The 22,270-nt window shown below is 35.1% G+C and carries 20 protein-coding genes; 11 read left to right on the top strand and 9 right to left on the bottom strand.

Going from position 1 to position 22,270, the window contains the following annotated elements; all coding sequences use genetic code 11:
- Positions 1–77: 77 nt before the first annotated feature.
- The 5 genes from G9C87_RS16370 to porQ form a co-directional block, all read right to left on the bottom strand.
- Entirely contained in the window at positions 78–575 is a 498-nt protein-coding gene (locus G9C87_RS16370; RefSeq protein WP_172283110.1) for a phosphoribosyl-ATP pyrophosphatase, read from the bottom strand.
- Between the two features lie 4 nt (positions 576–579).
- Positions 580–888, bottom strand: a complete 309-nt coding sequence (locus tag G9C87_RS16365; RefSeq protein WP_172283108.1) for a phage holin family protein — start codon at positions 886–888, stop codon at positions 580–582.
- A gap of 82 nt (positions 889–970) precedes the next feature.
- A complete protein-coding gene (locus G9C87_RS16360) occupies positions 971–1,318 on the bottom strand; it encodes a YtxH domain-containing protein (RefSeq protein WP_172283107.1) in 348 nt (115 codons plus the stop codon).
- Positions 1,319–1,415: 97 nt separating this feature from the next.
- On the bottom strand, positions 1,416–2,090 hold the full coding sequence (gene cmk / locus G9C87_RS16355) for a (d)CMP kinase (protein ID WP_172283106.1): 675 nt from the start codon (positions 2,088–2,090) through the stop codon (positions 1,416–1,418).
- 63 nt (positions 2,091–2,153) lie between these two features.
- Complete coding sequence (gene porQ, locus G9C87_RS16350) at positions 2,154–3,143, bottom strand: type IX secretion system protein PorQ (RefSeq protein ID WP_172283105.1); 990 nt, start codon at positions 3,141–3,143, stop codon at positions 2,154–2,156.
- Positions 3,144–3,310: 167 nt separating this feature from the next.
- Here porQ and pyrH point away from each other — a divergent pair, with 167 nt between their 5' ends.
- A complete protein-coding gene (gene pyrH / locus G9C87_RS16345; RefSeq protein WP_172283104.1) occupies positions 3,311–4,018 on the top strand; it encodes a UMP kinase in 708 nt (235 codons plus the stop codon).
- 112 nt (positions 4,019–4,130) lie between these two features.
- Positions 4,131–4,685, top strand: a complete 555-nt coding sequence (frr, locus tag G9C87_RS16340) for a ribosome recycling factor (RefSeq protein ID WP_172283103.1) — start codon at positions 4,131–4,133, stop codon at positions 4,683–4,685.
- 173 nt (positions 4,686–4,858) lie between these two features.
- Here the strand turns inward: frr and G9C87_RS16335 are convergent, their stop codons facing one another.
- From G9C87_RS16335 to G9C87_RS16325, 3 genes are all read right to left on the bottom strand, one after another.
- Positions 4,859–6,310 carry an LptF/LptG family permease gene (locus G9C87_RS16335; protein ID WP_172283102.1) on the bottom strand — a complete coding sequence of 484 codons (1,452 nt, stop codon included), beginning with the start codon at positions 6,308–6,310 and terminating at the stop codon, positions 4,859–4,861.
- Between the two features lie 65 nt (positions 6,311–6,375).
- A complete protein-coding gene (locus G9C87_RS16330; protein WP_172283101.1) occupies positions 6,376–7,023 on the bottom strand; it encodes a LolA family protein in 648 nt (215 codons plus the stop codon).
- Between the two features lie 67 nt (positions 7,024–7,090).
- Positions 7,091–9,604 carry an FtsK/SpoIIIE family DNA translocase gene (locus G9C87_RS16325; protein ID WP_172283100.1) on the bottom strand — a complete coding sequence of 838 codons (2,514 nt, stop codon included), beginning with the start codon at positions 9,602–9,604 and terminating at the stop codon, positions 7,091–7,093.
- 634 nt (positions 9,605–10,238) lie between these two features.
- On the opposite strand from G9C87_RS16325, the gene G9C87_RS16320 reads away from it, so the two are divergent.
- The 8 genes from G9C87_RS16320 (at position 10,239) to G9C87_RS16285 (ending at position 20,229) form a co-directional block, all read left to right on the top strand.
- Entirely contained in the window at positions 10,239–11,930 is a 1,692-nt protein-coding gene (locus G9C87_RS16320) for a hypothetical protein (RefSeq protein WP_172283099.1), read from the top strand.
- Positions 11,931–11,974: 44 nt separating this feature from the next.
- A complete protein-coding gene (locus G9C87_RS16315) occupies positions 11,975–12,475 on the top strand; it encodes a hypothetical protein (RefSeq protein WP_172283098.1) in 501 nt (166 codons plus the stop codon).
- A 265-nt stretch (positions 12,476–12,740) separates the two neighbouring features.
- Positions 12,741–13,388, top strand: coding sequence for a cysteine hydrolase family protein (locus tag G9C87_RS16310; protein WP_172283097.1), 648 nt, complete (start codon positions 12,741–12,743; stop codon positions 13,386–13,388).
- Between the two features lie 62 nt (positions 13,389–13,450).
- Entirely contained in the window at positions 13,451–14,032 is a 582-nt protein-coding gene (locus G9C87_RS16305; protein ID WP_172283096.1) for a Crp/Fnr family transcriptional regulator, read from the top strand.
- Between the two features lie 196 nt (positions 14,033–14,228).
- Positions 14,229–17,495, top strand: coding sequence for a cytochrome c biogenesis protein CcsA (gene ccsA / locus G9C87_RS16300; protein WP_172283095.1), 3,267 nt, complete (start codon positions 14,229–14,231; stop codon positions 17,493–17,495).
- A gap of 182 nt (positions 17,496–17,677) precedes the next feature.
- Complete coding sequence (locus G9C87_RS16295) at positions 17,678–18,544, top strand: SPFH domain-containing protein (RefSeq protein WP_172283094.1); 867 nt, start codon at positions 17,678–17,680, stop codon at positions 18,542–18,544.
- A 68-nt stretch (positions 18,545–18,612) separates the two neighbouring features.
- Positions 18,613–18,807: an Arc family DNA binding domain-containing protein gene (locus tag G9C87_RS16290; RefSeq protein ID WP_172283093.1), complete on the top strand. Its 195-nt coding sequence runs from the start codon at positions 18,613–18,615 to the stop codon at positions 18,805–18,807.
- Between the two features lie 252 nt (positions 18,808–19,059).
- Positions 19,060–20,229, top strand: a complete 1,170-nt coding sequence (locus tag G9C87_RS16285; protein WP_172283068.1) for a hypothetical protein — start codon at positions 19,060–19,062, stop codon at positions 20,227–20,229.
- Positions 20,230–20,337: 108 nt separating this feature from the next.
- Here the strand turns inward: G9C87_RS16285 and G9C87_RS16280 are convergent, their stop codons facing one another.
- Positions 20,338–20,535 carry a hypothetical protein gene (locus G9C87_RS16280; RefSeq protein WP_172283065.1) on the bottom strand — a complete coding sequence of 66 codons (198 nt, stop codon included), beginning with the start codon at positions 20,533–20,535 and terminating at the stop codon, positions 20,338–20,340.
- 132 nt (positions 20,536–20,667) lie between these two features.
- Here G9C87_RS16280 and G9C87_RS16275 point away from each other — a divergent pair, with 132 nt between their 5' ends.
- Entirely contained in the window at positions 20,668–22,218 is a 1,551-nt protein-coding gene (locus tag G9C87_RS16275; protein ID WP_172283061.1) for an aldehyde dehydrogenase family protein, read from the top strand.
- Positions 22,219–22,270: the final 52 nt, after the last annotated feature.

Below are 22,270 nucleotides of genomic sequence, written 5' to 3'. Positions count from 1 at the left end.
TTCCAAAAGTCAGAGGTTAGCTGGATTAAATTTTAAAGATAACCTTTAGCTAACTTCTAACCTCTGGTTTGTTATTTTTATATTAATTGCTCCATGCTGGACACACTTTTATTTTTCTGATAACTTTCAAGCTTTTTTCTGACAAATTTTAATGCAATTGGCGCAAGATAAATCATAGCCACACCAAGCAGTTTCTTTTTCCAATTAGAACTACGCATATTTTTCTTTGCATAGTTTCCAACAAGAGCAGTAGCACCTAACCTGATGATACCATCCAGTGCATTACCCTTGAGCGCTGAGCTTGCAATACCCATTGCTGTATTTTTGCTGATAAACATATCTTTCACCTCAGAAGTAAGCTGTTTGGCAATCACATCCTTTCTCAGGACTATTTTTTCATCACCGTCTTCATCTACTTTTTCCTGAAGATATTGATCCGTTAAACCATTGGTAAATGCGCTTAAACTTTCTTTTGTATTCTTGAATGTAAGAAGGTTTTCCAAATCATCAAGTTCTGCCTTCAGTAACTTCTTCTTTATTCTTAATTCTTTCAGACTTTCATAGTTTCTGCTCATAGTTTTAATGATTTAAAAATTTAATAACCTGGTCCGCTACGGTATTTACAATTCTCTTTTTAAACAGAACAACAAGAATCATTATCAATAAGTAAAATGCAGCTACAATAAGGAATCCGTAGGAGTAGTTGTCCAACGCTTTACCGATAAGAAATGCAATTCCAAAGTTGAAAAGAATAATAAAAAAAGCAAAAGCAACAAGCAATACGACCAGATAGGTAATCATACCTGCGGAGAGTGATGACTTTTCGGTAGCTTCTATTTTAAGTAGATCTATTCTCTTAGATGCATATTCTTTAAGAGTTTCTATCATCTGTTTTTCTTTAAAGTTACAAAAAAAGGAACTTTAATGCAAAAAGTCCCTTTCATAATTTAAAAATTAATTGAAATTATTACTATTTAAGATCGTTTAATTCTGCTTCTACATCTTTTACTACATCTGTAGTTTTAGAAACAATCTGATCTTTATATTTATCGTATCCATCTTTTACGGTATGAGCAACACTGTTTGCTGTTTCTTTAAAAGTAGAAGATATATTGTCATACTGATCTTTTACTCTTTCAGAAACTTCTCCGTATTTTGTTTTAGCCTGATCTTTAAGATCGTTAGCTTTTGTTTTAATCTTTTTTCTCGTTTCTTTTCCTTCTTCCGGCGCATAAAGCATTCCAAGTACTACACCTGCTGCTGCTCCAGCTAGAAGTCCCGCTAATATACCTGCTGTATTGTTTCCTTTTCTAGACATTTTTCGTTTTTTTTAATAGTTAAATAATATTAGTTTTTACTTTTGTTAAATATTACAATTAATATACCAAATGAGCCTATGGTCCTATTAAAAATTGTTAAATCTTTTGGATATAAGACAGTATGGCTTCGATGGTTTCTTCTTTAGAAAGTTCGGTATTGTCAATAACAATGGCATCTTCAGCTTGTCTTAACGGAGCGATTTCTCTTTCACTGTCAATTTTGTCTCTTTCGATAAGATTTTCTTTTACCTGCTGCTCGTTTGCTTCGATATTTAAACTCAAAAGTTCGTTGTATCTTCTTTTGGTTCTTTCATCGATGCTTGCCGTAAGGAAGAACTTAAAATCAGCATTGGGAAGAACTACGGTCCCGATATCACGGCCGTCCATTATAATACCTCCTTTTTCTGCGAGGGAACGCTGGGATTGTAATAAGAAATCCCTTACTTCCTTTTGTTTAGCTACAAGGCTTACATTGTCAGAAACTTCATTAGTTCGGATCTCCTTTGAGATATCATTATGGTTCAGATAAAGAACCAGTTCACCTTCATCATTTTTAAATTCAAGCTGGATCTGATCTAATGATGAGAAAAGCCGATTAAGGTCAATAGAACCTTTTTCGTCCTTACAATTTTGCAGGGCAAACCAGGTAACTCCTCTATAAAGCGCTCCGGTATCCAGGTGAATAAGTCCTAATTTATCGGCAATGACCTTTGATATTGAACTTTTTCCGGTAGAGGAGTATCCATCGATAGCTATTACAGGTTTTTTCATACTGCAAAGTTCAAGATTTTTTTTAAAAAATCAAGGAAATGGAAAATTAAATATTGAAAAAGTTTAATAGCGATGCCCGCTAAGGTCCATAGATATTCCTATTTGATTCACATTGGAAGAGTTATGGTATCTTACATGAGCGTAATCTACACGGAATCTTGAAATTTTAATTCCAAATCCTCCTGATAGTCCAGAGAAATTTCTTTGGTCAGCTACAGCCAGTTCATTTCCTCTTTTCACATTATATCCTAATCTGATATTAAAGTTTTTTTCCGGAAATAATTCTGCTCCAATAGAAAAGTGATCTGCAATTTTTCTTCCCACATTCACTTCCTGACCGTCTACGTTAAACGGAGATGAAATATCGAATTGTTGTAAATCATGGGCCGTAATTGTAATGGCAAGTGGAATAGCCTTTAAGATTCTCGTATATCCCAGATCAATACGAAACGGAAGGTTCTCACGGGTGCCATTAAAAGATTTGAACTGATATCCGAAATTTCTTGCGACAAGAGAGAGAACTTCTTTGTTTTTTTTATTATGGTAAGTAATTCCGGCAGTTCCTGAAATAGCAGAAGAAGTATAGGTATCTATTTTTGAAGTAATAAAATTAATTCCTCCTCCAATGGTCCAGTCTTCTTCAAACTGATAGGCGTAACCAGCTCCGATGGCAACATCAGATGCGTTGAATTGTCCATTTTCAAAACCACTTTCATCAGTCCTTGGAATATCACCATAACTCATATATCTGGCGTTGATTGTAGCCATGTGGCCATTATCAAAATCTTTAGCAAAAGCAATCGTTCCGTATTTGGAATCCGCAAGATATGCTGCTCCGTTCACAGAAAGTTGTTTGTCTGAATCTTTATTAAGTAAGGCCGGATTTGCTATAGCAAAGGAAACATCATAATCTCTTATAGTAATTGCATCGCCACCTAATGCAGCCTGTCTGGCAGATACGGGAATGTTTAAGAAAGGATAAACATTTGTTCCCGTTTGTGCATAAGAAACAATTCCTGACAGAAATAATGAAAGAATGATAATTTTCTTCAATTCAATTTATAATTATTGCAAAAATAATCCTTTTTTGTAGTTGTCAAAATATTTCTAACATTATTTACAGCTAAATATTTTTCTTTTTTCAATATTTTTAATGATTATATTTGCAAAATCAAATTTCAGGGATATAAACCCTATTTAAAATTTATTAAAAATTAAAGATGAAATATAAAAGAATCCTTCTAAAACTTAGTGGTGAAGCCTTAATGGGGAACAGACAATATGGTATTGACAATGACAGACTTCAGGAATATGCTGTTGAAATAAGAAAAGTAGTAGATAAAGGTTGTGAAGTTGCCATTGTAATTGGAGGAGGAAATATATTCCGTGGGGTAGCAGGTGCTGCAAAGGGAATGGACAGAGTTCAGGGCGATTATATGGGTATGCTTGCAACAGTGATTAATGGAATGGCTTTGCAAGGTGCTTTGGAAGACGCCGGTATTAAAACCAGACTTCAATCTGCTATAGAAATGGACAAGGTAGCTGAACCATTCATTAAAAGACGTGCAGTAAGACATTTGGAAAAAGGAAGAGTGGTTATTTTCGGAGCAGGAACCGGAAACCCTTATTTTACAACTGATACTGCAGCTACATTAAGAGCCATTGAAATTGGTGCTGATGTTATTTTAAAAGGAACAAGGGTAGATGGAATTTATGACAGTGATCCTGAAAAAAATGCGGACGCTGTAAAATATAATTCTTTATCTTTCGATGAAGTTTTCGAAAAGAATCTTAAAGTAATGGATATGACTGCATTTACTTTAAGTCACGAAAATAAACTTCCTATCATCGTATTCGACATGAATAAAGAGGGGAATTTAGTAAAGATTGTAGACGGAGAAAACGTTGGTACTTTAGTGGATTTATAGTCAGTAAAGTAAATAGATAAAGAGATTTAAAAATTATTTATTGTTGATCACATACCACTGAGGTAAAGATCATCGTTTATAAATGTGTAATTTATCAAATTTTAAATATATAATGGAAGAATTAGATCTAATAGTAGAGTCTGTAAAACAGGACATGGAAGCGGCTATTAAGCACCTTGAACATGTATTTCAAAGAATTAGAGCCGGACGTGCTTCTACTTCAATGGTTCAGGATGTGATGGTTGAATATTACGGAGCTCCAACTCCGATCAACCAGGTTGCTAATGTTTCGGTTCCTGATGCAATGACGATTTCTATTCAACCTTGGGACAGAACAGCAATCAATGCTATTGAAAAAGCTATTATTAATTCAAACTTAGGTTTTGCACCTTCTAACAACGGGGAGAATATTATTTTGAATGTTCCACCTTTAACAGAAGAGAGAAGAAGAGATTTGGCAAAACAAGCTAAAGGAGAAACCGAACAGACAAAGATTGTCGTAAGAAATGCAAGACAGGACGGTTTGAAAGAACTTAAAAAACTTGAAGGTGTTTCTGAAGACGTTATTAAAGGCGTTGAAGAGGACATCCAGGCACTTACTGATAAGTATGTGAAAGCTTGTGATGACCACCTTAAAACAAAAGAAGCTGAAATTATGAAAGTGTAACTTTCGCTTTAGAACATATAACATATACTAAAACAGGCCTCATAATGAGGCCTGTTTTTTTATTGTCAATAAGGTTGAAGGTATTTCTACTATCTGAAAATAAAATCATTAGAATGATTTGGAAACGGGAGCCTTTCCCTTTTAAAAACGCTCCGGAATTCCGGAGCGTTTTGTTATTGATATCTTTTATGTTCTTTGTTTTTAGAAAACCTTTTGGTAATAGGTTTGAGAAATGCCTTGTATTTTTCAGCGTCAAAGAGTTGCGAATCCGTTAATGCTTTATAGGTCATAATCACTCCAAACGGGAACAGTATAATATTAGGGAGCCATGCTGCCAGATATGGATTTAATGTTCCTGCCCAGGCAAGGTTTTCCATTCCCACATTAATCACATAGAAAATAATAAATATAACGATGGCAATAATTACGGGAACTCCCATTCCTCCTTTTCTGATAATGGAACCCAAACTGGCACCGATAAGGAAGAATATGATACAGGTAAATGAATAGGAGAGTATTCTTTGCTGATAAATAACAACTTTACTGAAATACTTAACATTGGGTTTGAAATCATTGGCTTTACCGTCTAGGGTGGTTTTCAGATTATCCAATCTCGTATAGGCATTGTAGATAATCTCCATCTTCCTGTTTCCTTTTACCGTATCCAGTTTTAGTTGTTGTTTAACCGGAGCTTTGGATTTATTGTTTTTATCCATATAGCTGACGGTGGAGTTGGTCTGGTTCAAAACATCGTCCGTGACGGTGGAAAAGAATCTTTCGTTGTCTTTTTTATTAAGATCAATAGTTTTATTAAGCTGATTGAATGTCTGAAAACGGTAATCATCGGTGATCTGCTCTTCTTCGATTGCTTTATTGATGAGCTCGCTAATGTCAAAATGCGAAACAAGAGTATCAAATTTAATAGCCTGATCCGGTTGCTTTAATCTCACATTTTCACCTTTCCCTGCAAAATTATCTTCAAACACATAGCCCTTATAAAGCTCAAGTTTTAAGTAATGGTTGTTAGCTGCGGGAATAAATTTCCCTTTTTCAGCGACAATAGACTGCTGGTTTTCGAATGTGCTAGCTTTTCTGTGAACAAAAACACCTTCAATACTATTGTCTTCGTGGATTTTATCAAACTTCACCATATAACCGGGTATCTGATCAATAAACTGCCCTGGAGTAAAGTTAAGAGCGGGTTTTGTCTGAGCAATATTGAAAAGCATATTTTTCGCTTTTCTTTGAAAATCCGGGATAATATTATTAGAGAAAAAGAACAGCATTATAGATAATATGGTGGTGACCCCAAAAAGAGGAACCATAACCCTGGTTAATGAGATTCCGGCGGCTTTCATAGCTGCAAGCTCGTAACGCTCCCCAAACTCACCAAAAGACATGATACTTGCTAAAAGGATCGTAAGAGGCAAAACCATACTGATAACACTTACCCCCAAATAAAAAAGGAGCTTAATAATTTGCCAGTAGCTTAATCCCTTTCCCATAAACTGCCCTAACTGAACCCAGATAATGTTTACAATAAATATGAAAAACAATACACTGAATATAAAGAAAAATGGTCCGAAAAAGGTTTTTATGATATATCGGTCTAGTATTTTTAACATTCGCCAAAATTAATGAAAAAGCCACAAAGTTTACTTTGTGACTTTATAAATTATTACTTTTTTAATTACAATTCTGTAATAACGTAATTTTTAAATTTATTCTTATCGAAAACAAACATGTTAGGATCTAATTCCTGGTTCTCCTTGTATTCCTTTATGGCAATTACTGCAACATCTTTGTTGCTTCCATGCTGTTCAAGTTTCACCATCTGTTTCTTAGCTGAATCTACAAACAGATAAACATAGCTTAATCCATTAGGCTTAACCGGAGTAAGCTTGATCAGATCAGCACTTACACCATTGACCACTTTCTTTCCTCCATATGCTACATTGTAATCATTTCTGTAGGTAGAAAGGTAATTGATAGGGGAGAACATGGTACTGCTTCCGTTAGGTTTGGCAATCGTTACTTCCATGTCGTCAGCATTAATATTGTAGATCTTGCTACCATCGAAAATCTGTTCTGTATCCATGATTTTCAATTTATATTTATCACCTGATGAGTAATAGATTCCAGGCTCTGTTTTAGCAACCTTGCCATTGACACCGCTTCCAAAAGAAAATTTAAAATAGGTATTCTTTTTAGAATTATAATTGGAGGTGATATCATCCAATATCTTTTTAGCTTTTGCATCTATTTTCTGTGCATTGGATAATCCAACAGCTCCTACCACAAATCCTCCTAATATAATTTTCGAAACTATGTTTTTCATTTTTTTATTTTAATATTCTTTAGACATTTTTCCACTTCAAAAGTTAAACATTATGGCATGTTTTCCTTTATTTACGCAAATCTTCCAAAAACTGTTCCAAAGAATGAAGGTCGCTAATAATCACTTCCCTTGCTTTAGCGCCATTAAAGCCTCCTACAATACCACTAGCCTCCAGCTGGTCCATAATTCTTCCCGCTCTGTTATATCCTAATTTAAGCTGTCTCTGAAGCATGGAAGTAGATCCCTGCTGAGTAGAAACAATAATTCTGGCTGCTTCTTCAAACAGTGCATCTTTTTCGTTAGGATCGAAAGAACCTACTGAACTTGTTGCATCTTCAGAAACGTATTCAGGAAGAAGAAACGCAGAAGCATATCCTTTTTGCTCGCCAATAAATTCTGCAATTCTTTCCACTTCAGGCGTATCTACAAAGGCACATTGCAGTCGAAGAATTTCATTTCCGTTAAAGTAAAGCATATCCCCCTTACCAATCAGCTGATCAGCACCGGTAGAATCAAGAATTGTTCTTGAATCTACACTTGAAATTACCCTGAATGCTGCTCTTGCAGGGAAGTTTGCTTTGATCATCCCTGTAATTACATTTACGGAAGGTCTTTGGGTAGCAACAATGAGGTGAATTCCTACCGCTCTTGCCAGCTGTGCCAGTCTTGCTATCGGTAACTCTACTTCTTTACCTGCTGTCATAATTAAATCGGCAAATTCGTCAACCACCAGAACGATGTATGGTAAGTAACGGTGTCCGTTTTCAGGATTTAATTTTCTTTCAGCAAATTTTTTATTGTACTCTTTTAAATTCTTACAAAATGCATTTTTAAGTAAGTCATATCTGTTATCCATTTCAATACAAAGAGAATTCAGTGTATTGATTACCTTATTGGTGTCCGTTATGATGGCATCATCCGTATCCGGAAGTTTTGCTAAATAATGTCTTTCAATTTTTGAATATAAAGAAAGTTCCACTTTTTTAGGGTCAACCATTACGAATTTCAGTTCGCTTGGATGTTTTTTGTATAAGAGAGAAGTAAGAATTGCATTAATTCCTACTGATTTACCCTGGCCGGTTGCACCTGCCATCAGTAAGTGTGGCATTTTTGATAAATCGGCCATGAAGATCTCGTTGGAAATGGTTTTTCCAAAAACGACAGGTAGATCCATGTCTGTATTCTGAAATTTGTGCGAAGCGATTACAGAGCGCATAGAAACCATGGTAGGATTCTTTCTTGGAACTTCAATTCCAATGGTTCCTTTTCCAGGCATAGGTGCAATGATTCTGATCCCCAGCGCTGAAAGATTCAGCGCAATATCATCCTGTAGTTTTTTAATGGCGGATACCCTGATTCCTGCTTCAGGAACAATTTCATATAAGGTTACTGTGGGTCCGATGGTTGCCTTAATTTCAGCAATACCTACATTAAAGTTCTTTAAAAGACCAACAATCTTATTTTTATTCTCTTCTAATTCTTCTTTATTGATGGAAATCTCCTCATTACCATAATCTTTTAGTAATTCCACCGGAGGCATTTGAAACTTGGCCAGATCTAATTTGTGATCATACAGACCATGTTTTTCTACCAGTTCCTTAGATTGCTTTTCTGTGTCATCTAAAACATCAATTACAGGAGCAATTTCAACATTGAACTTAATATTTTCCTGCGATGGAGTAGATGGTGTAAGATCAAAGGCCTGTTCCGGAGTTGAAACCGGAAGACCTGGTTTGGTATTAAGATTAAGGTTGATCGGCTTAGCATTGTCATCATCTTCAAATGAAGTATGATTAGGAGTAGTAATGGTTTCCAGGTTTGTAGATACCGGGACCTCAGGAAAACCTTTAGGTACCTTTACCGGTTCCTGTTGTTTCACAGGCTCACTCATATCCGTAACCGAAATATTAGGATGATTGTCGAGTGCTTCTTCTTCCAGCTCTTCATCAGCCTCAAAGTTTTCGTCAGAACTAGGCATCATGGATTTTACCTTTCCGATCGTATTTTCATTAATATTATTAAGTTTTGCTTTGATGGAACTCGGACGTAAGTTAAACTCAAGGATAAAATATAAAGCTATACTTGAGGCCAGTACCAACCAAAGACCAACAGTTCCTATGATTGCATTAAGCGAATCCATAATCTGGTAGCCATAAACGCCTCCCAAAACACCTTGTCCCTTTGTAACAGCTCCCATGAAAATCGGAACCCAGCAGATAAAAAACAACGAATGACCTATTGTTTTCCAAGGTTTGAAAATTTTCTTTTTTAAAATTAAAGTTCCGAAAACAAGGAAAAGGAATGCTATAATAAAAGAAGCTACGCCAATACTTTCAAAAATGAAAATATTCCCGAGCCAATCTCCAACTTTACCAAAAATATTAGAGGATTGTATGCTTTTATCAAGCATGGTTCCTGCCTGGCTTTGATCTGCCTTCCAGTTCATTAAATATGAAATGAATGAAAATATAAGTACGACAGAAAAAAGTATAAAAGTAAGCCCGAAAAATATACGGGGTTTCGATAGGATTTTTCCTTTTTCAGACATGTCTTGCTGCTTTGTTTGTGTCTTTTTGTCCATAATATCAATGAGGGCAAATTTAGTGTTTTTTCAATATTAAAATAATCTTTTTTTATTCAAAAGCATTTTACAATAACTCTATGATCCTTTTCAGGCATCAGAAAATCCTGATTATTGAAATTGATTCTAAATAATATCAAATGAAATTAAAAACTTATATAAAAATGAATAATTTTCTATTGACAAAATTTTATCATTATGAAATCATTAATTGAAAAAAAAGAATCATTATCAAATATATTAACAATCATTCGGTTATTCTGTGGTTAAATTGTATTTAAAAAGTATATTTTTATGAAAATAATTTATAAATTTACACTAAGGTAATATTAAGAAGCATTAATTATTTTGTTGATATTATTTACAGACATTACTTATTGTTTAAATATTTCACAATTTTTGTCTAATTTAAAAACACACATATAAATGAAAACAAAAAATACTTCCCAACATAAAAGTATTATTTCAATACTACTATCTTCTTTATGATCTTGTTATTAATTCTGGATTATTGACCACATTACTTACCATGAGTATTTTGGCTGATTTCTAGTTTCACCATTGCCGATTATTTTTTTTGAGATAGTCGGGTCATATCAATGAATATACTTACAAACAATTAAAAGAAACATCAATGAGAAAGCAATTATTATTTACAGCAATGATATTCAATTCATTATTGTGGTCTCAATCTCCCGGAGGCGTTTCTGCTAACCTTCAAATATGGGTAAAAGCAGATGCCGGAACGAATACAACAGTAGACAATACGCAGGTTGCTATATGGAATAATCAAAGATCAGGCGGAATTAATGGTATTGCCAACCAGGGGATGCCGGGTTATTATGCGGACCCAGGTGTAAGTGCAAGACCAGTCTACAGGACAGCAACCTCTATTCCTAATTTTAATTTTAATCCTGCAATTGAAATTACGAGTACCAATCAATATAGATCGGGATATAAATTTCCGGGAGGATTTCCAGATAACACCACCAATGCACTGACCTCCTATACATTTCTTACAAGAACCGCTTCTGCCACCTATAGATCGGTATTTGTAATGAATGGTGTAACAAGAAATTCCAATGTATCTCCAATAGCAGGAGTGTGGCAATCTCCATTTTTCGGGACCCGCACCAATCGTCCAGAATTTTATAATGAAAAAGAATCCGGGGATGTGTTTTTTGGAACAAATACTATAAATACTGTTAATACACAGTTTCCAAGTATACAATCATTTTATAATGAGTTGTCCGGAGGAAACATGAATTATTTTTTTGATAATAATGCGCTTGCTTTTGGCAATCCTTCCAATAATGTATCTTCTACAAGCAACTATCCGGGAATGGTTCTTTTGATGGATAATGACGGGGGATCTGGTAGCAGTTCATTGGAAGGAGATAGGATTGGAGAATTTATTTTATATTCTGGTACACAGACAGCTGTAGAAAGGCAAAGTGTAAATTCTTATTTAGCTGTTAAATATGGAATTACTTTGCAGCAACCCCTCAATTACATTGCCTCCGACAAGACTACTGTTACCTGGAATTCTGGACTGAATACCAGTTTCAATAACAACATTTTTGGGATGGCGAAAGATGACGATACAGCATTAAACCAAGTGGTTACAAATAGCGTTAATCAAAACAATAATAGCATGCTAATCGTATCAACCACGAATGATTTTGTTTCGGCAAACAATGCTGCAGGTAGAACAAGTTTTTCGCAAGACAAAACCTTTCTTATAATGGGAGATAATAATAATCAATCCTTAACCTTACTCAATTATGGTATAGCTCCGGGAAAGATTATTCAGAGGACGTGGTTAGCACAAAAAACGAATGACACGGGTTCTTCCTGGCTACAAGCTGACCTTACTAATTATACCAGTATTGTGGCAACAGATAAATTATACATGATTGTAGCTGATAACAGTGGACTTTCACAGAATGTACAATTTATTCCGGCAACAAGTTTTACTGGAGGGAAAGCTGTATTTAATTATTCGTTTCCTGCTAATAAATATTTTACCTTCGGAACCAATATTCAAACATATTGTACTAAAGATCCGGTTACAGGGACACCAAACAGTATGACGAAATTTGGTATTACAGGTCTTCGTGAAATCCTGCCCAACTGGCCAACCAATATTCCTAATGGTTTTATAGCATTAGAATCAAAAGATAAAGGTTTTGTTATTACCAGAACAACTTCCGCAAATATTGCTGTTCCGGTAGAAGGGATGCTGATTTTCGATACTACAGATAATTGCTTTAAACTGTATAACGGTACTTCATGGAACTGTATTATCCGGTCTTGTAATGACTAACCCTAGACAGATGGCTTAAATTTTAAAATTATAAAATAGAAAACATGAAAAATATATTAGCTATATTAGGATTGCTTGGAATTGGTTTTATTCATGCCCAAATAGCGATCGGTAAGCAAACAGTAGACGGAGATGGTATTCTTGATTTCGCTTCAGGTACAACTAACGGAATTTTACTTCCTATTGTAGAAACTCTCCCAGGTAACGCTGTTGCTGGAACTCTTTTAATGGATAAGAATGATAAGGTCTTAAAAATGAATACCGGCTCCGGCTGGGTGAATATGAGTGATCCCGGGTCCACTACAAATGTTATATTTAATACGAGTGCCGAAACAGCGGGAAATAACAGGGTGATTATAGGCTCTTCTACTACAAGTGCTCCCGGAGTCCTTGTTTTGGAATCTTCCAATAAAGCATTGATTTTACCCAAGGTGGCTAATCCTCATCTTAATGTGAGAACCCCGTATCCGGGGATGATATGTTATGATACCGTCAGTAAGACAATAGCTCTGTTTGATGGTTTGAAATGGAATTACTGGAAATGATCAGACTCAATTCATAGGAATAGTAGACCTCTACTTTATTTATAAAATTGCCCATTATATCCTTGTGGGCATTTTTTATGTTTTTTTTCAATCCTGGAAATATTTAATAAGACTTTCCAAATTGGTTTTAGAAAAATAATAGATCTACACAGTTTGATATTCGGCATTAATTTGAAATGTCTGTGGCTTGTACTTTCTTTTTTGAACTAGTTCAAATGCTATTTGATGATAGCTCCTGTAATTTTGTACCATCAATTTATAATAAATGAAAAACATATTCAAAAAGATGCTGACGATATGTATAGTATTCGTTACACTTTCGTCTGCAAAAGCACAACAAAATAACATGACAATGGAAAACACGGCATTATTAATCATCGATGTACAAAACGATTATTTTCCCGGAGGAAAAATGGTTTTAGAAGGGGCAGAAACTGCAGGTAAAAATACCAGTAAGGTGTTGGAATATTTTAGGAAAAATAATCTGCCAGTCATTCATATTAAACATATAGCAACCAATGAAGGAGCTGATTTTTTCCTTCCGGACACAAAGGGTGCTGAAATTCATAACCTGGTTTTACCAAAAGGGAATGAGAAAGTAATCATCAAACATTTTCCAAATAGCTTCAGAGAAACAGAACTTCTTGCCTATTTAAAAGAGTATAATATTAAAAATTTAATTATCACCGGAATGATGACCGATGTATGTGTAGAATCTACTACAAGAGCAGCTTTTGATCTGGGTTTCAGTAACACGATTGTGGGGGATGCAACGGCAACAAAGAACAGGGAGCTGGATGGAGAAATTATAAAAGCAGCAGATATTCAGAAATCTTTCCTGGCGGGTATTTCTTCATTAGGAAATTTATACAGCAGAATCATAAGTACAGAGGATTTGCTGGAAAGTAAATAAGATTAGTTTAAAATAAGGATACCGGTCATAATATCGGTATCTTTATGTTTTAATTTTATACGATGTCTGACCTACTTTATCATTACATCAAGCAATATGTCGATTTTTCTGAGGATGAATTTAAAAGATTTTCCGAATCTTTTAATAAAGTTCAATTTCCGAAAAATGATTTTGCGCTGAAAGAGGGAAATTACTGTCTTTTTGAAGGGTTTGTTACAAGCGGCTGTTTTAAAGTGTACTATCTCAACGAAAAAGGGATGGAGCAAACATTATATTTTGCAGTGGAAGGATGGTGGATTACGGATATAGATAGTATGATCAATCGTGTTCCCAGTATCTTAAATATTCAAGCGCTGGAAAATAGTGAAGTTCTTATGGTTTCAAAAGAAAATAAAGAACATCTTTACAAAACCATTCCCTGGGTAGAGAAGCTTTTCAGAATCATGAATCAAAGGTCTTCAGTGGCACTACAGAGGAGGATTCTTTCTTTGACCGGTAAGACGGCAGATCAGCGATATATTGAATTTCTTGAAAAATATCCTGGTCTCGAACAGAAAATTACACAGCAACAGGTCGCATCATATCTTGGTATCACCCATGAATTTTTAAGTAAAATAAGGAAAAAAATAAGCCTTCAAAAATAGACAGACTCAATGACTTGTATAGCTTTTTTTCATTCTTATAATCGTAGTTTTTAGTTTTAAATTTTCTTTAATGTTTTGTGGCTTATTAAGAATAATTCAAAATAAGTAATATAGGCTTTAAAATGATAAAAAACATCTTTTTTTATCGACCTTTTACTTAATCATGCTTATTTTTGCATGTCAAGTAAAATAAATCATGAAGAAGATCCAAGATATTCTTATTTCAACCAGAACAATGGCGGTTTTGCTGTTGGTCTTTGCATTTGCCATGGCATATGCAACGTTTCTCGAAAACGATTATGGAACCCCTACGGCGAAAGCATTAATTTATGAAGCAAAATGGTTTGAGCTGATCATGGTATTGCTGATCTTAAATTTTATCGGAAATATCGGCAGATACAGACTTTGGAAAAGAGAGAAGTGGCCGGTTTTGGTTTTTCACCTTGCATTTGTCTTCATTTTTATCGGGGGAGCTATTACAAGGTATGTGAGTTTTGAAGGAACAATGCATATCAGGGAAGGAGAAACTTCTAATGAAATAGTTACGGATAAAAACTTCTTTAAGATTCAGATTGAAGAGAAGGGAGATGTGCTTAACTATCAAGACATTCCTTATCTGATGTCTCCTTTGCACAAAGATTTCAGCGCAACCTATGACTTTCACGGAAAAGAAGTAAAGATTTTTGCCAAAGAATATATTCAAAGAAAAAAAGACAGTCTTGTGGCCGACCCGAGTGGTACTGAATACCTTCACTTGGTTTCAACGGGGCAGACCGGAAGACAGAATATCTACATCAAGCCAGGTGAAACAAAATCCATTAATGGAACGCTTGTTACTTTTAACAGAGCGATTGAAGGAGCTGTGGAATTTAAAAATGAAGGAGGGAAATTATTTGTTAAAACTCCCGTTGATGCAACGTATATGACGATGGCAACTCAGGCGACCGGAAATACAAAGAAGGATGAATTCCAACCTTTGGCATTGAGAAGTTTATATAGCATCAATGATCTGAAATTGGTTGTTCCTGAAGGTTTAAGAAAAGGAAAACTGATCGCGATTGAAGGAGACAGAAAGAAAGATCAGGCAGTTCCTGATATGCTGAAAATAGAAATCCAGGGTCCTAAAACAAAACAGTTGGTTGAACTATCTGTAGAAAAAGGAAATCCGAATGCATTCAAGCAGATCACGATGGACGGATTGAATATCATGGCAGGTTTTGGTCCTAAAGTATACAACACTCCTTTTGCACTGAAACTGGACGACTTTGTAATGGAAACATATCCTGGAAGTTCTTCGCCAAGTGCTTATGAAAGTCATGTGAAGATCATTGACGGAGGTAAGCAGACACCTTATAAAATCTATATGAACCACGTTCTGAACCACGGAGGATACCGTTTTTTCCAGGCTAGTTTTGATCCGGACAGAATGGGAACTGTATTATCCGTGAACCATGATTTCTGGGGAACTTTAATTTCTTATATCGGATATACATTCTTGTTTTTAGGTATGTTTTTAATTTTCTTCTGGAAAGGATCTCACTTCTGGAAATTAAATAAAATACTGACTGATGTCAATAAGAAAAGAGCCACCATGGTTGTTTTATTATTGCTAAGTTTAGGCTTAAATGCCCAAAAAATTGAAACCCATGGAACAACTGACGGAAGTAGAGAGCACATCCATGTAGAAGGCGATGATCACGCTCATGCACAGGCTTCCCAAATGGGACAGACGGAAACTGCTCCGCGACAAAATTCTCTGGCAGCTCCATTTTCTAAAATGAGATTAATTTCTGCAGATGAAATCATCGCTAGAAACAAAATAAGCAAGGAACATGCAGATAAATTCGGATATCTTTTGGTACAGAATTTTGAAGGAAGAATTGTTCCGATCAATACTGAAGCTCTTGATGTTTTAAGAAAGCTTTATAAAAAAGACGAATTTAAAGGAACGGATGGAAAATACCTTACTGCAAATCAGTGGTTTTTATCCATTAACACAGATACTCCTAGCTGGACAATGGTTCCTATCATTAAAGTAGGTTCTAAAGGAGGGGATGAGCTGAAGAACAAAACCAAGGCTGATGAGGATGGTTATACTTCCCTGATGAATTTGTTTCCTGCGGATGCTAACGGTAACCTTACTTATATCCTTGAGCATGACTATAACATTGCTTTCCGTAAAAAACCGGCTGAGCAAACCAATTATGACAAAGAAGTTATTTCTGTAAATGAAAGAGTTCAGATCTTCAATGAATTTTTCAGCGGGCAATTTATGAGAATTGTGCCTGTGAAAAATGATCCGAACCACACATGGCATTCATGGCTGGACCAGAAATTCGAACCGGATATGGAATCTCAACAGGTAATGGGACCTTATTTTGCTGAAGCATTAGCTGCTCAGAAAACAGGAGACTGGAGAAAAGCAGATACTCAATTGGCAAGACTTTCAGAATACCAGCAAAAATGGGGTAAAAGTGTAGTTCCGGCTAAATCTAAAGTTGATCTGGAGGTATTCATGAATAAAGTGAATATCAACTTTAAACTCCTGATTTTCTATACACTGATAGGAGGGCTATTACTGATTTTAGGTTTTGTTGAATTATTCAAGCCTAATAAGATATTGAACAAGATCATCAAGGTGATTATTGTGTTAGGTCTGGTAGGATATATATTCCATTTCCTTGGATTAGTGGCAAGATGGTATATTTCCGGGCATGCACCATGGAGTAATGGTTATGAAGCAATCATTTTCATTTCATGGGTAGGTATTTCAGCCGGATTGTTATTGTATAGAAATTCCAATGCTTTGATTCCTGCAGCCGGATTTATGGTAGCGGTTATTATGATGGGATTTGCTCACGGAGGATCTGCTCTTGATCCACAGATCACACCATTAGTACCTGTATTAAAATCATACTGGCTGATTGTGCACGTAGCAATCATTACATCGAGTTATGGATTTTTTGCCCTGTCGATGATTATTGCTGTCATTTCACTGGTATTCTATATTATTTCGAGTAAAGAAACATACAAAATTCATCATGATACTACTTTAAAAGAGCTGGTTATTGTTTCTGAGATGTCTCTTACTATAGGTTTGTTTGCTTTAACGGTAGGGAACTTTTTAGGAGGAATCTGGGCGAATGAGTCATGGGGTAGATACTGGAGCTGGGATCCTAAAGAGACATGGGCATTTATATCTATCATGGTATACGCTTTTGTGTTACATATGAGATTGGTACCCGGATTAAGAAGCAAGTGGGCGTTCCATGTAGCAACAATGTTTGCTTTCTGCTCAATGGTTATGACCTATTTTGGAGTTAATTATTATTTAACGGGACTTCACTCGTATGCAGCAGGAGATCCGGTACCAGTACCGGCTTGGGTATATATCGGACTTTCAGTAATGATATTATTGTCTACAGCTTCTTACTTTAAGTTTAAAATGCTGAACAAAAAATAAGCGTAAATACATACACATACTAAATCCCGGAACGATAGTTTCCGGGATTTTTCTTTGTCTTTAAGGCAAACGGAATTAGGTATTATTACTAAGTAAAAAATTTTAAGATTATCATTTTTAATTCAAAACTTATTTATAACTTTATGATATCAAAATAATATCATTTTAAAATTAATACCTATATGGAAAAAATCTTAAAACCTATGTCCGGCTACTTAACCCTTGTTATTTGTTTGGGTTTATTTATAGCTGCAGTTTACTTCTTCATCAGCGGAGTAGATCAGAGTATTACTTATGTTGTTTTAGCCATGCTTTGTTTTCTGACTTCATGTTTTTTCTTAAAAGGCCTGATGATCATTCAGCCTAATCACTCAAGAGTATTGAATTTCTTTGGAAAATATGTAGGAACAGTGAAAGATAACGGACTGTTCTTTATCAATCCATTATACTCATCCCAGAAAATGTCGCTTCGTTCCGAGAATTTACAGGGACAAACATTAAAAGTGAATGATAAAATGGGGAACCCAATTGAAATTGCTGTTGTCATCGTATGGAAAGTAGGGGATACCTATAAAGCAGCTTTTGACGTAGAACGTTATTCTGATTTTGTAAAAATGCAGAGTGAGGCAGCGGTACGTCACCTGGCTATGAGCTTTCCTTATGATAATTTAGAAGATGATCATGCACCAATTACTTTAAGAGAGGGTGGTGACAAAATCAATTCTATTCTTGAGCAGGAGCTTACTGATCGTCTTTCTAAAGCCGGAATTATAATCCAGGAGGCCAGAATATCACACTTGGCTTATGCATCCGAAATCGCAGGTGCCATGCTTCAGAGACAGCAGGCTACAGCTATCGTTGCAGCAAGAACAAAAATTGTGGAAGGCGCGGTAGGAATGGTTGATCTGGCATTGAAAAAACTTTCGGCAGAGAACATCGTAGAGTTGGATGATGAGAGAAAAGCTGCAATGGTGAGTAATCTGATGGTGGTTCTTTGTGGTGAGAAGGCAGCAACTCCGGTTCTTAATGCAGGAACTTTATACAATTAAAACTTCTTTTTGGTTAAAGAATCGACCTGAAACCAAGGCGGTCTTATCATGAAATTTAAAAGTAAAAAATGAAATCTCAAAAATCTCAAAATTCTTCTGAAAGCACTCAAAAAGGCAAAAAATCCTTTGTGATAAGGATAGAAGAATCAACGTATAAACTTCTTGAGAAGTGGGCGAATGATGAGTTTAGGAGTGTAAACGGACAAATTGAGTATTTGCTTCATCAGAGTCTTATTGAGTCGGGAAGGAAGAAAAAGGAATAGCGATGGAATAGCTAAAAGGCAAAATTGCTAAGTTTAATAATTGTGAAGGAATTGAAAGCTGGAATTTTGATAGCTTTTGATTTCCTGCACTGTAAAACAATCTTTCTAAGGAAAATAAAATCAGGATTAGGGATAAGTATATTAATAATGAAAATATAAATCTTAAATTATAGATAAAAGTACTATTTTAGAGTGATAAAGTAATGAACTACTCCAAATAATATTTTTCAGTATAATACATAAAGCAATATGGTGAAAAAGACATTTTTCTTATTCGTAATACTATTTTCAACAAAATCCTTCGCCCAAGAGCAATATAAATTTTCAAATGATATTGAAAATGACATCCAGAATGATAAAAATGGAGACGATTACAGATATCAGGTGGGAGCAATGAAATATTCCGTTTCGAACTATTACATTAAGGGTTTACAAACCTGGGATAAACTTGGACGTAAAAGAAAAAAAATATCTAAAGATGACAGTTTGAAATTAGTAAAGCTTAAAGTTGAAAATGCTAAAAACTATATTTTAGACCAAACAAAAAAAGAGCAAATAGTAATTCTTAATGAAGCACATCATTACGCAAGTCATAGAACATTTGCAACATCCCTCTTAAAAGGACTTTATGAAAACGGTTATCGTTATTTGGGCTTGGAAGCTATTGGAGATGATTCAATAAATGTTAGAAAGTTTCCTACAACAAAAAGTGGTTTTTACACCTCTGAACCACAATTTGGTAGTTTTATTAAAACAGCTTTAGATCTGGGTTTTACTCTCTTTAAATATGAAGCAGTACAAGGAGAAAACGGAAAAGACAGAGAGATAAAACAAGCGGATAACATCTATAAATTTATGCAGGAAAATAAAAATGGAAAATATATTATTTACTGCGGTTATGGGCACGCATATGAAGGAAAAGATCCATATTGGGAAAAAACCATGGCAGGAAGACTTTCCGACTTAACAAAAATCAACCCATTTACAATTGACCAAACAGAGTTTTCTGAAAAAAGTGTTACCGAACGTAATAGTCCTCTATTAAAAATTATAAAGGGGAAGGATCCTGTCGTTTTGCTGGACGAAAATAACAAGGCATTCAAAGGAAGTCAAATTGAACCTTTTACGGATATAAAAGTGGTTCATCCCGTTACAACATATATCAAAGATAGACCTCGTTGGATGCTTAATGAAAACCGGAAACTTTATGAAGTACCAAAATCAAAGATTAAAAGTTATCCTTCTTTAATTTTTGCCTATAGAAAAGGAGAGTTTGACAATAATGGTGTTCCTGCGGATATGATAGAATTACAGAGTGATAAAGACTCAGGATATCTTATTCTGGATAAAGGAGGTTATGATATTATAGTAAAAGACAAAACATATAATGTAACCAATAGGTTTGATAGCTCAATAGAATAAATAGTAACTGTACCAGTTGCCAACTTATCATTAGCTTTTAGTTAAACTTCCAAAAAAAAGAAAGCAGAGAAATTTTCTCTGCTTTTTTTATTTTAATAATACGCACTATTAATCGAATAGAGCGGTAAAATAATTACTGATGATAGTCCAGAAATTTTTTCCGAGAAAATAGATCAGGGTTGACGTAATAATCCCTTTTACGGTAAAGAATATAATCCCTCCGATCCCAAAACGCTTAACCCATTGTTTCCATTTTGAAGTATTCTCTTTGACAGGCTGCTCGTCTAGTGGTTTATTATTTTCCATTTCCGAAATTAACTATTGATATGACAAAGATAGGTATGTTTATAATTAGTCCAAATAAAAACGTTATGAAAATTAATTTTTTGCGGTTCGCATAATATTTTTATCTTTAGAGAAAACGAAAAGGAATATTTTATGTCTAAAAAAGTCAAGGATTTCGGTATCGAGAAATCCCTAAAAAATCTAGGTATTAAAGATGACAACAAAGGAACTTCTGTAGGGGGGAAATACTTTGCATCGGGGAAAGTAATTGAAAGTTATTCTCCTGTTGATGGAAAATTAATTGCTAAAGTAAAAACATCGAATGAAGGTGATTATGAAAAGGTAATTCAGTCTGCTCAAAAGGCTTTTCAGGAATTCAGGTTAATCCCGGCACCTAAAAGAGGGGAAATCGTAAGACAATTAGGTCTAAAACTAAGAGAATATAAAGATGATTTGGGAAAACTTGTTTCGTATGAAATGGGAAAGTCCCTGCAGGAAGGTCTTGGTGAAGTTCAGGAGATGATTGATATCTGTGATTTTGCGGTTGGTCTATCAAGACAGCTTCATGGATATACGATGCATTCTGAAAGACCAGGTCACAGAATGTACGAACAATATCACCCGCTAGGGATTGTGGGAATCATTACGGCTTTTAACTTTCCGGTAGCTGTTTGGGCTTGGAATACAGCATTATCATGGATTTGTGGGAATGTTACGATCTGGAAGCCTTCCGAAAAAACACCTTTCTGTGCAATTGCATGTCAAAATATTTTAGCAGAAGTTCTTAAAGAAAATAATCTTTTTGAAGGGATTTCAAGTGTATTGATTTCAGATCATGAGATCGGGCAAAAATTAGTTGAAGATAAGCGTGTTTCTTTAATTTCGTTTACAGGTTCTACAAGAGTAGGAAGAATGGTTTCTTCTAAAGTAGCAGAGAGATTTGGAAAATCAATTCTTGAGCTAGGTGGAAATAACGCCATCATTATCTCTAAAGATGCTGATCTTGATATGTCTATCATTGGGGCTGTATTTGGAGCTGTAGGAACTGCAGGACAAAGATGTACATCTACAAGAAGACTGATCATTCATGAAAGCGTTTACGATGAAGTGAAAAACAGATTGGTAAAAGCATACGGACAGCTGAAAATAGGAAACCCGTTAGATGAATCCAATCATGTGGGACCATTGATCGATACCGGTGCTGTTACCCAATACGAAGAATCAATAAAAAAATGTAAAAAAGAAGGCGGTAAATTCATCGTTGAAGGCGGCGTTCTAAGCGGTAAAGAATATGAATCAGGATGCTATGTAAAACCATGTATCGCGGAAGTAAAAAACTCATACGAGATTGTGCAGCATGAAACTTTTGCACCAATTCTTTATTTGATCAAATACAAAACTCTTGACGAAGCCATCGCTATTCAAAATGATGTTCCTCAGGGATTGTCTTCTGCAATTATGACCCAAAACTTAAGAGAGGCTGAGTTATTCCTTTCCCATGCAGGTTCAGATTGTGGAATTGCCAATGTAAATATCGGAACTTCAGGTGCTGAGATCGGCGGAGCCTTCGGTGGTGAAAAAGAAACAGGAGGAGGTAGAGAATCCGGTTCTGACGTTTGGAAATACTATATGAGAAGACAAACAAATACCATCAATTATACTACAAACCTTCCTTTGGCACAAGGGATTAAATTTGATATTTAATAAAAAAACAACATTTAAATCATTTTAAGATTTAAGAATTTAAAAATTAATA

It is taken from the genome of Chryseobacterium sp. LAM-KRS1 (genome assembly GCF_013184525.1).
Taxonomy (GTDB): Bacteria; Bacteroidota; Bacteroidia; order Flavobacteriales; family Weeksellaceae; genus Chryseobacterium; species Chryseobacterium proteolyticum.
This window is presented reverse-complemented; position numbering and strand designations above follow the sequence as displayed.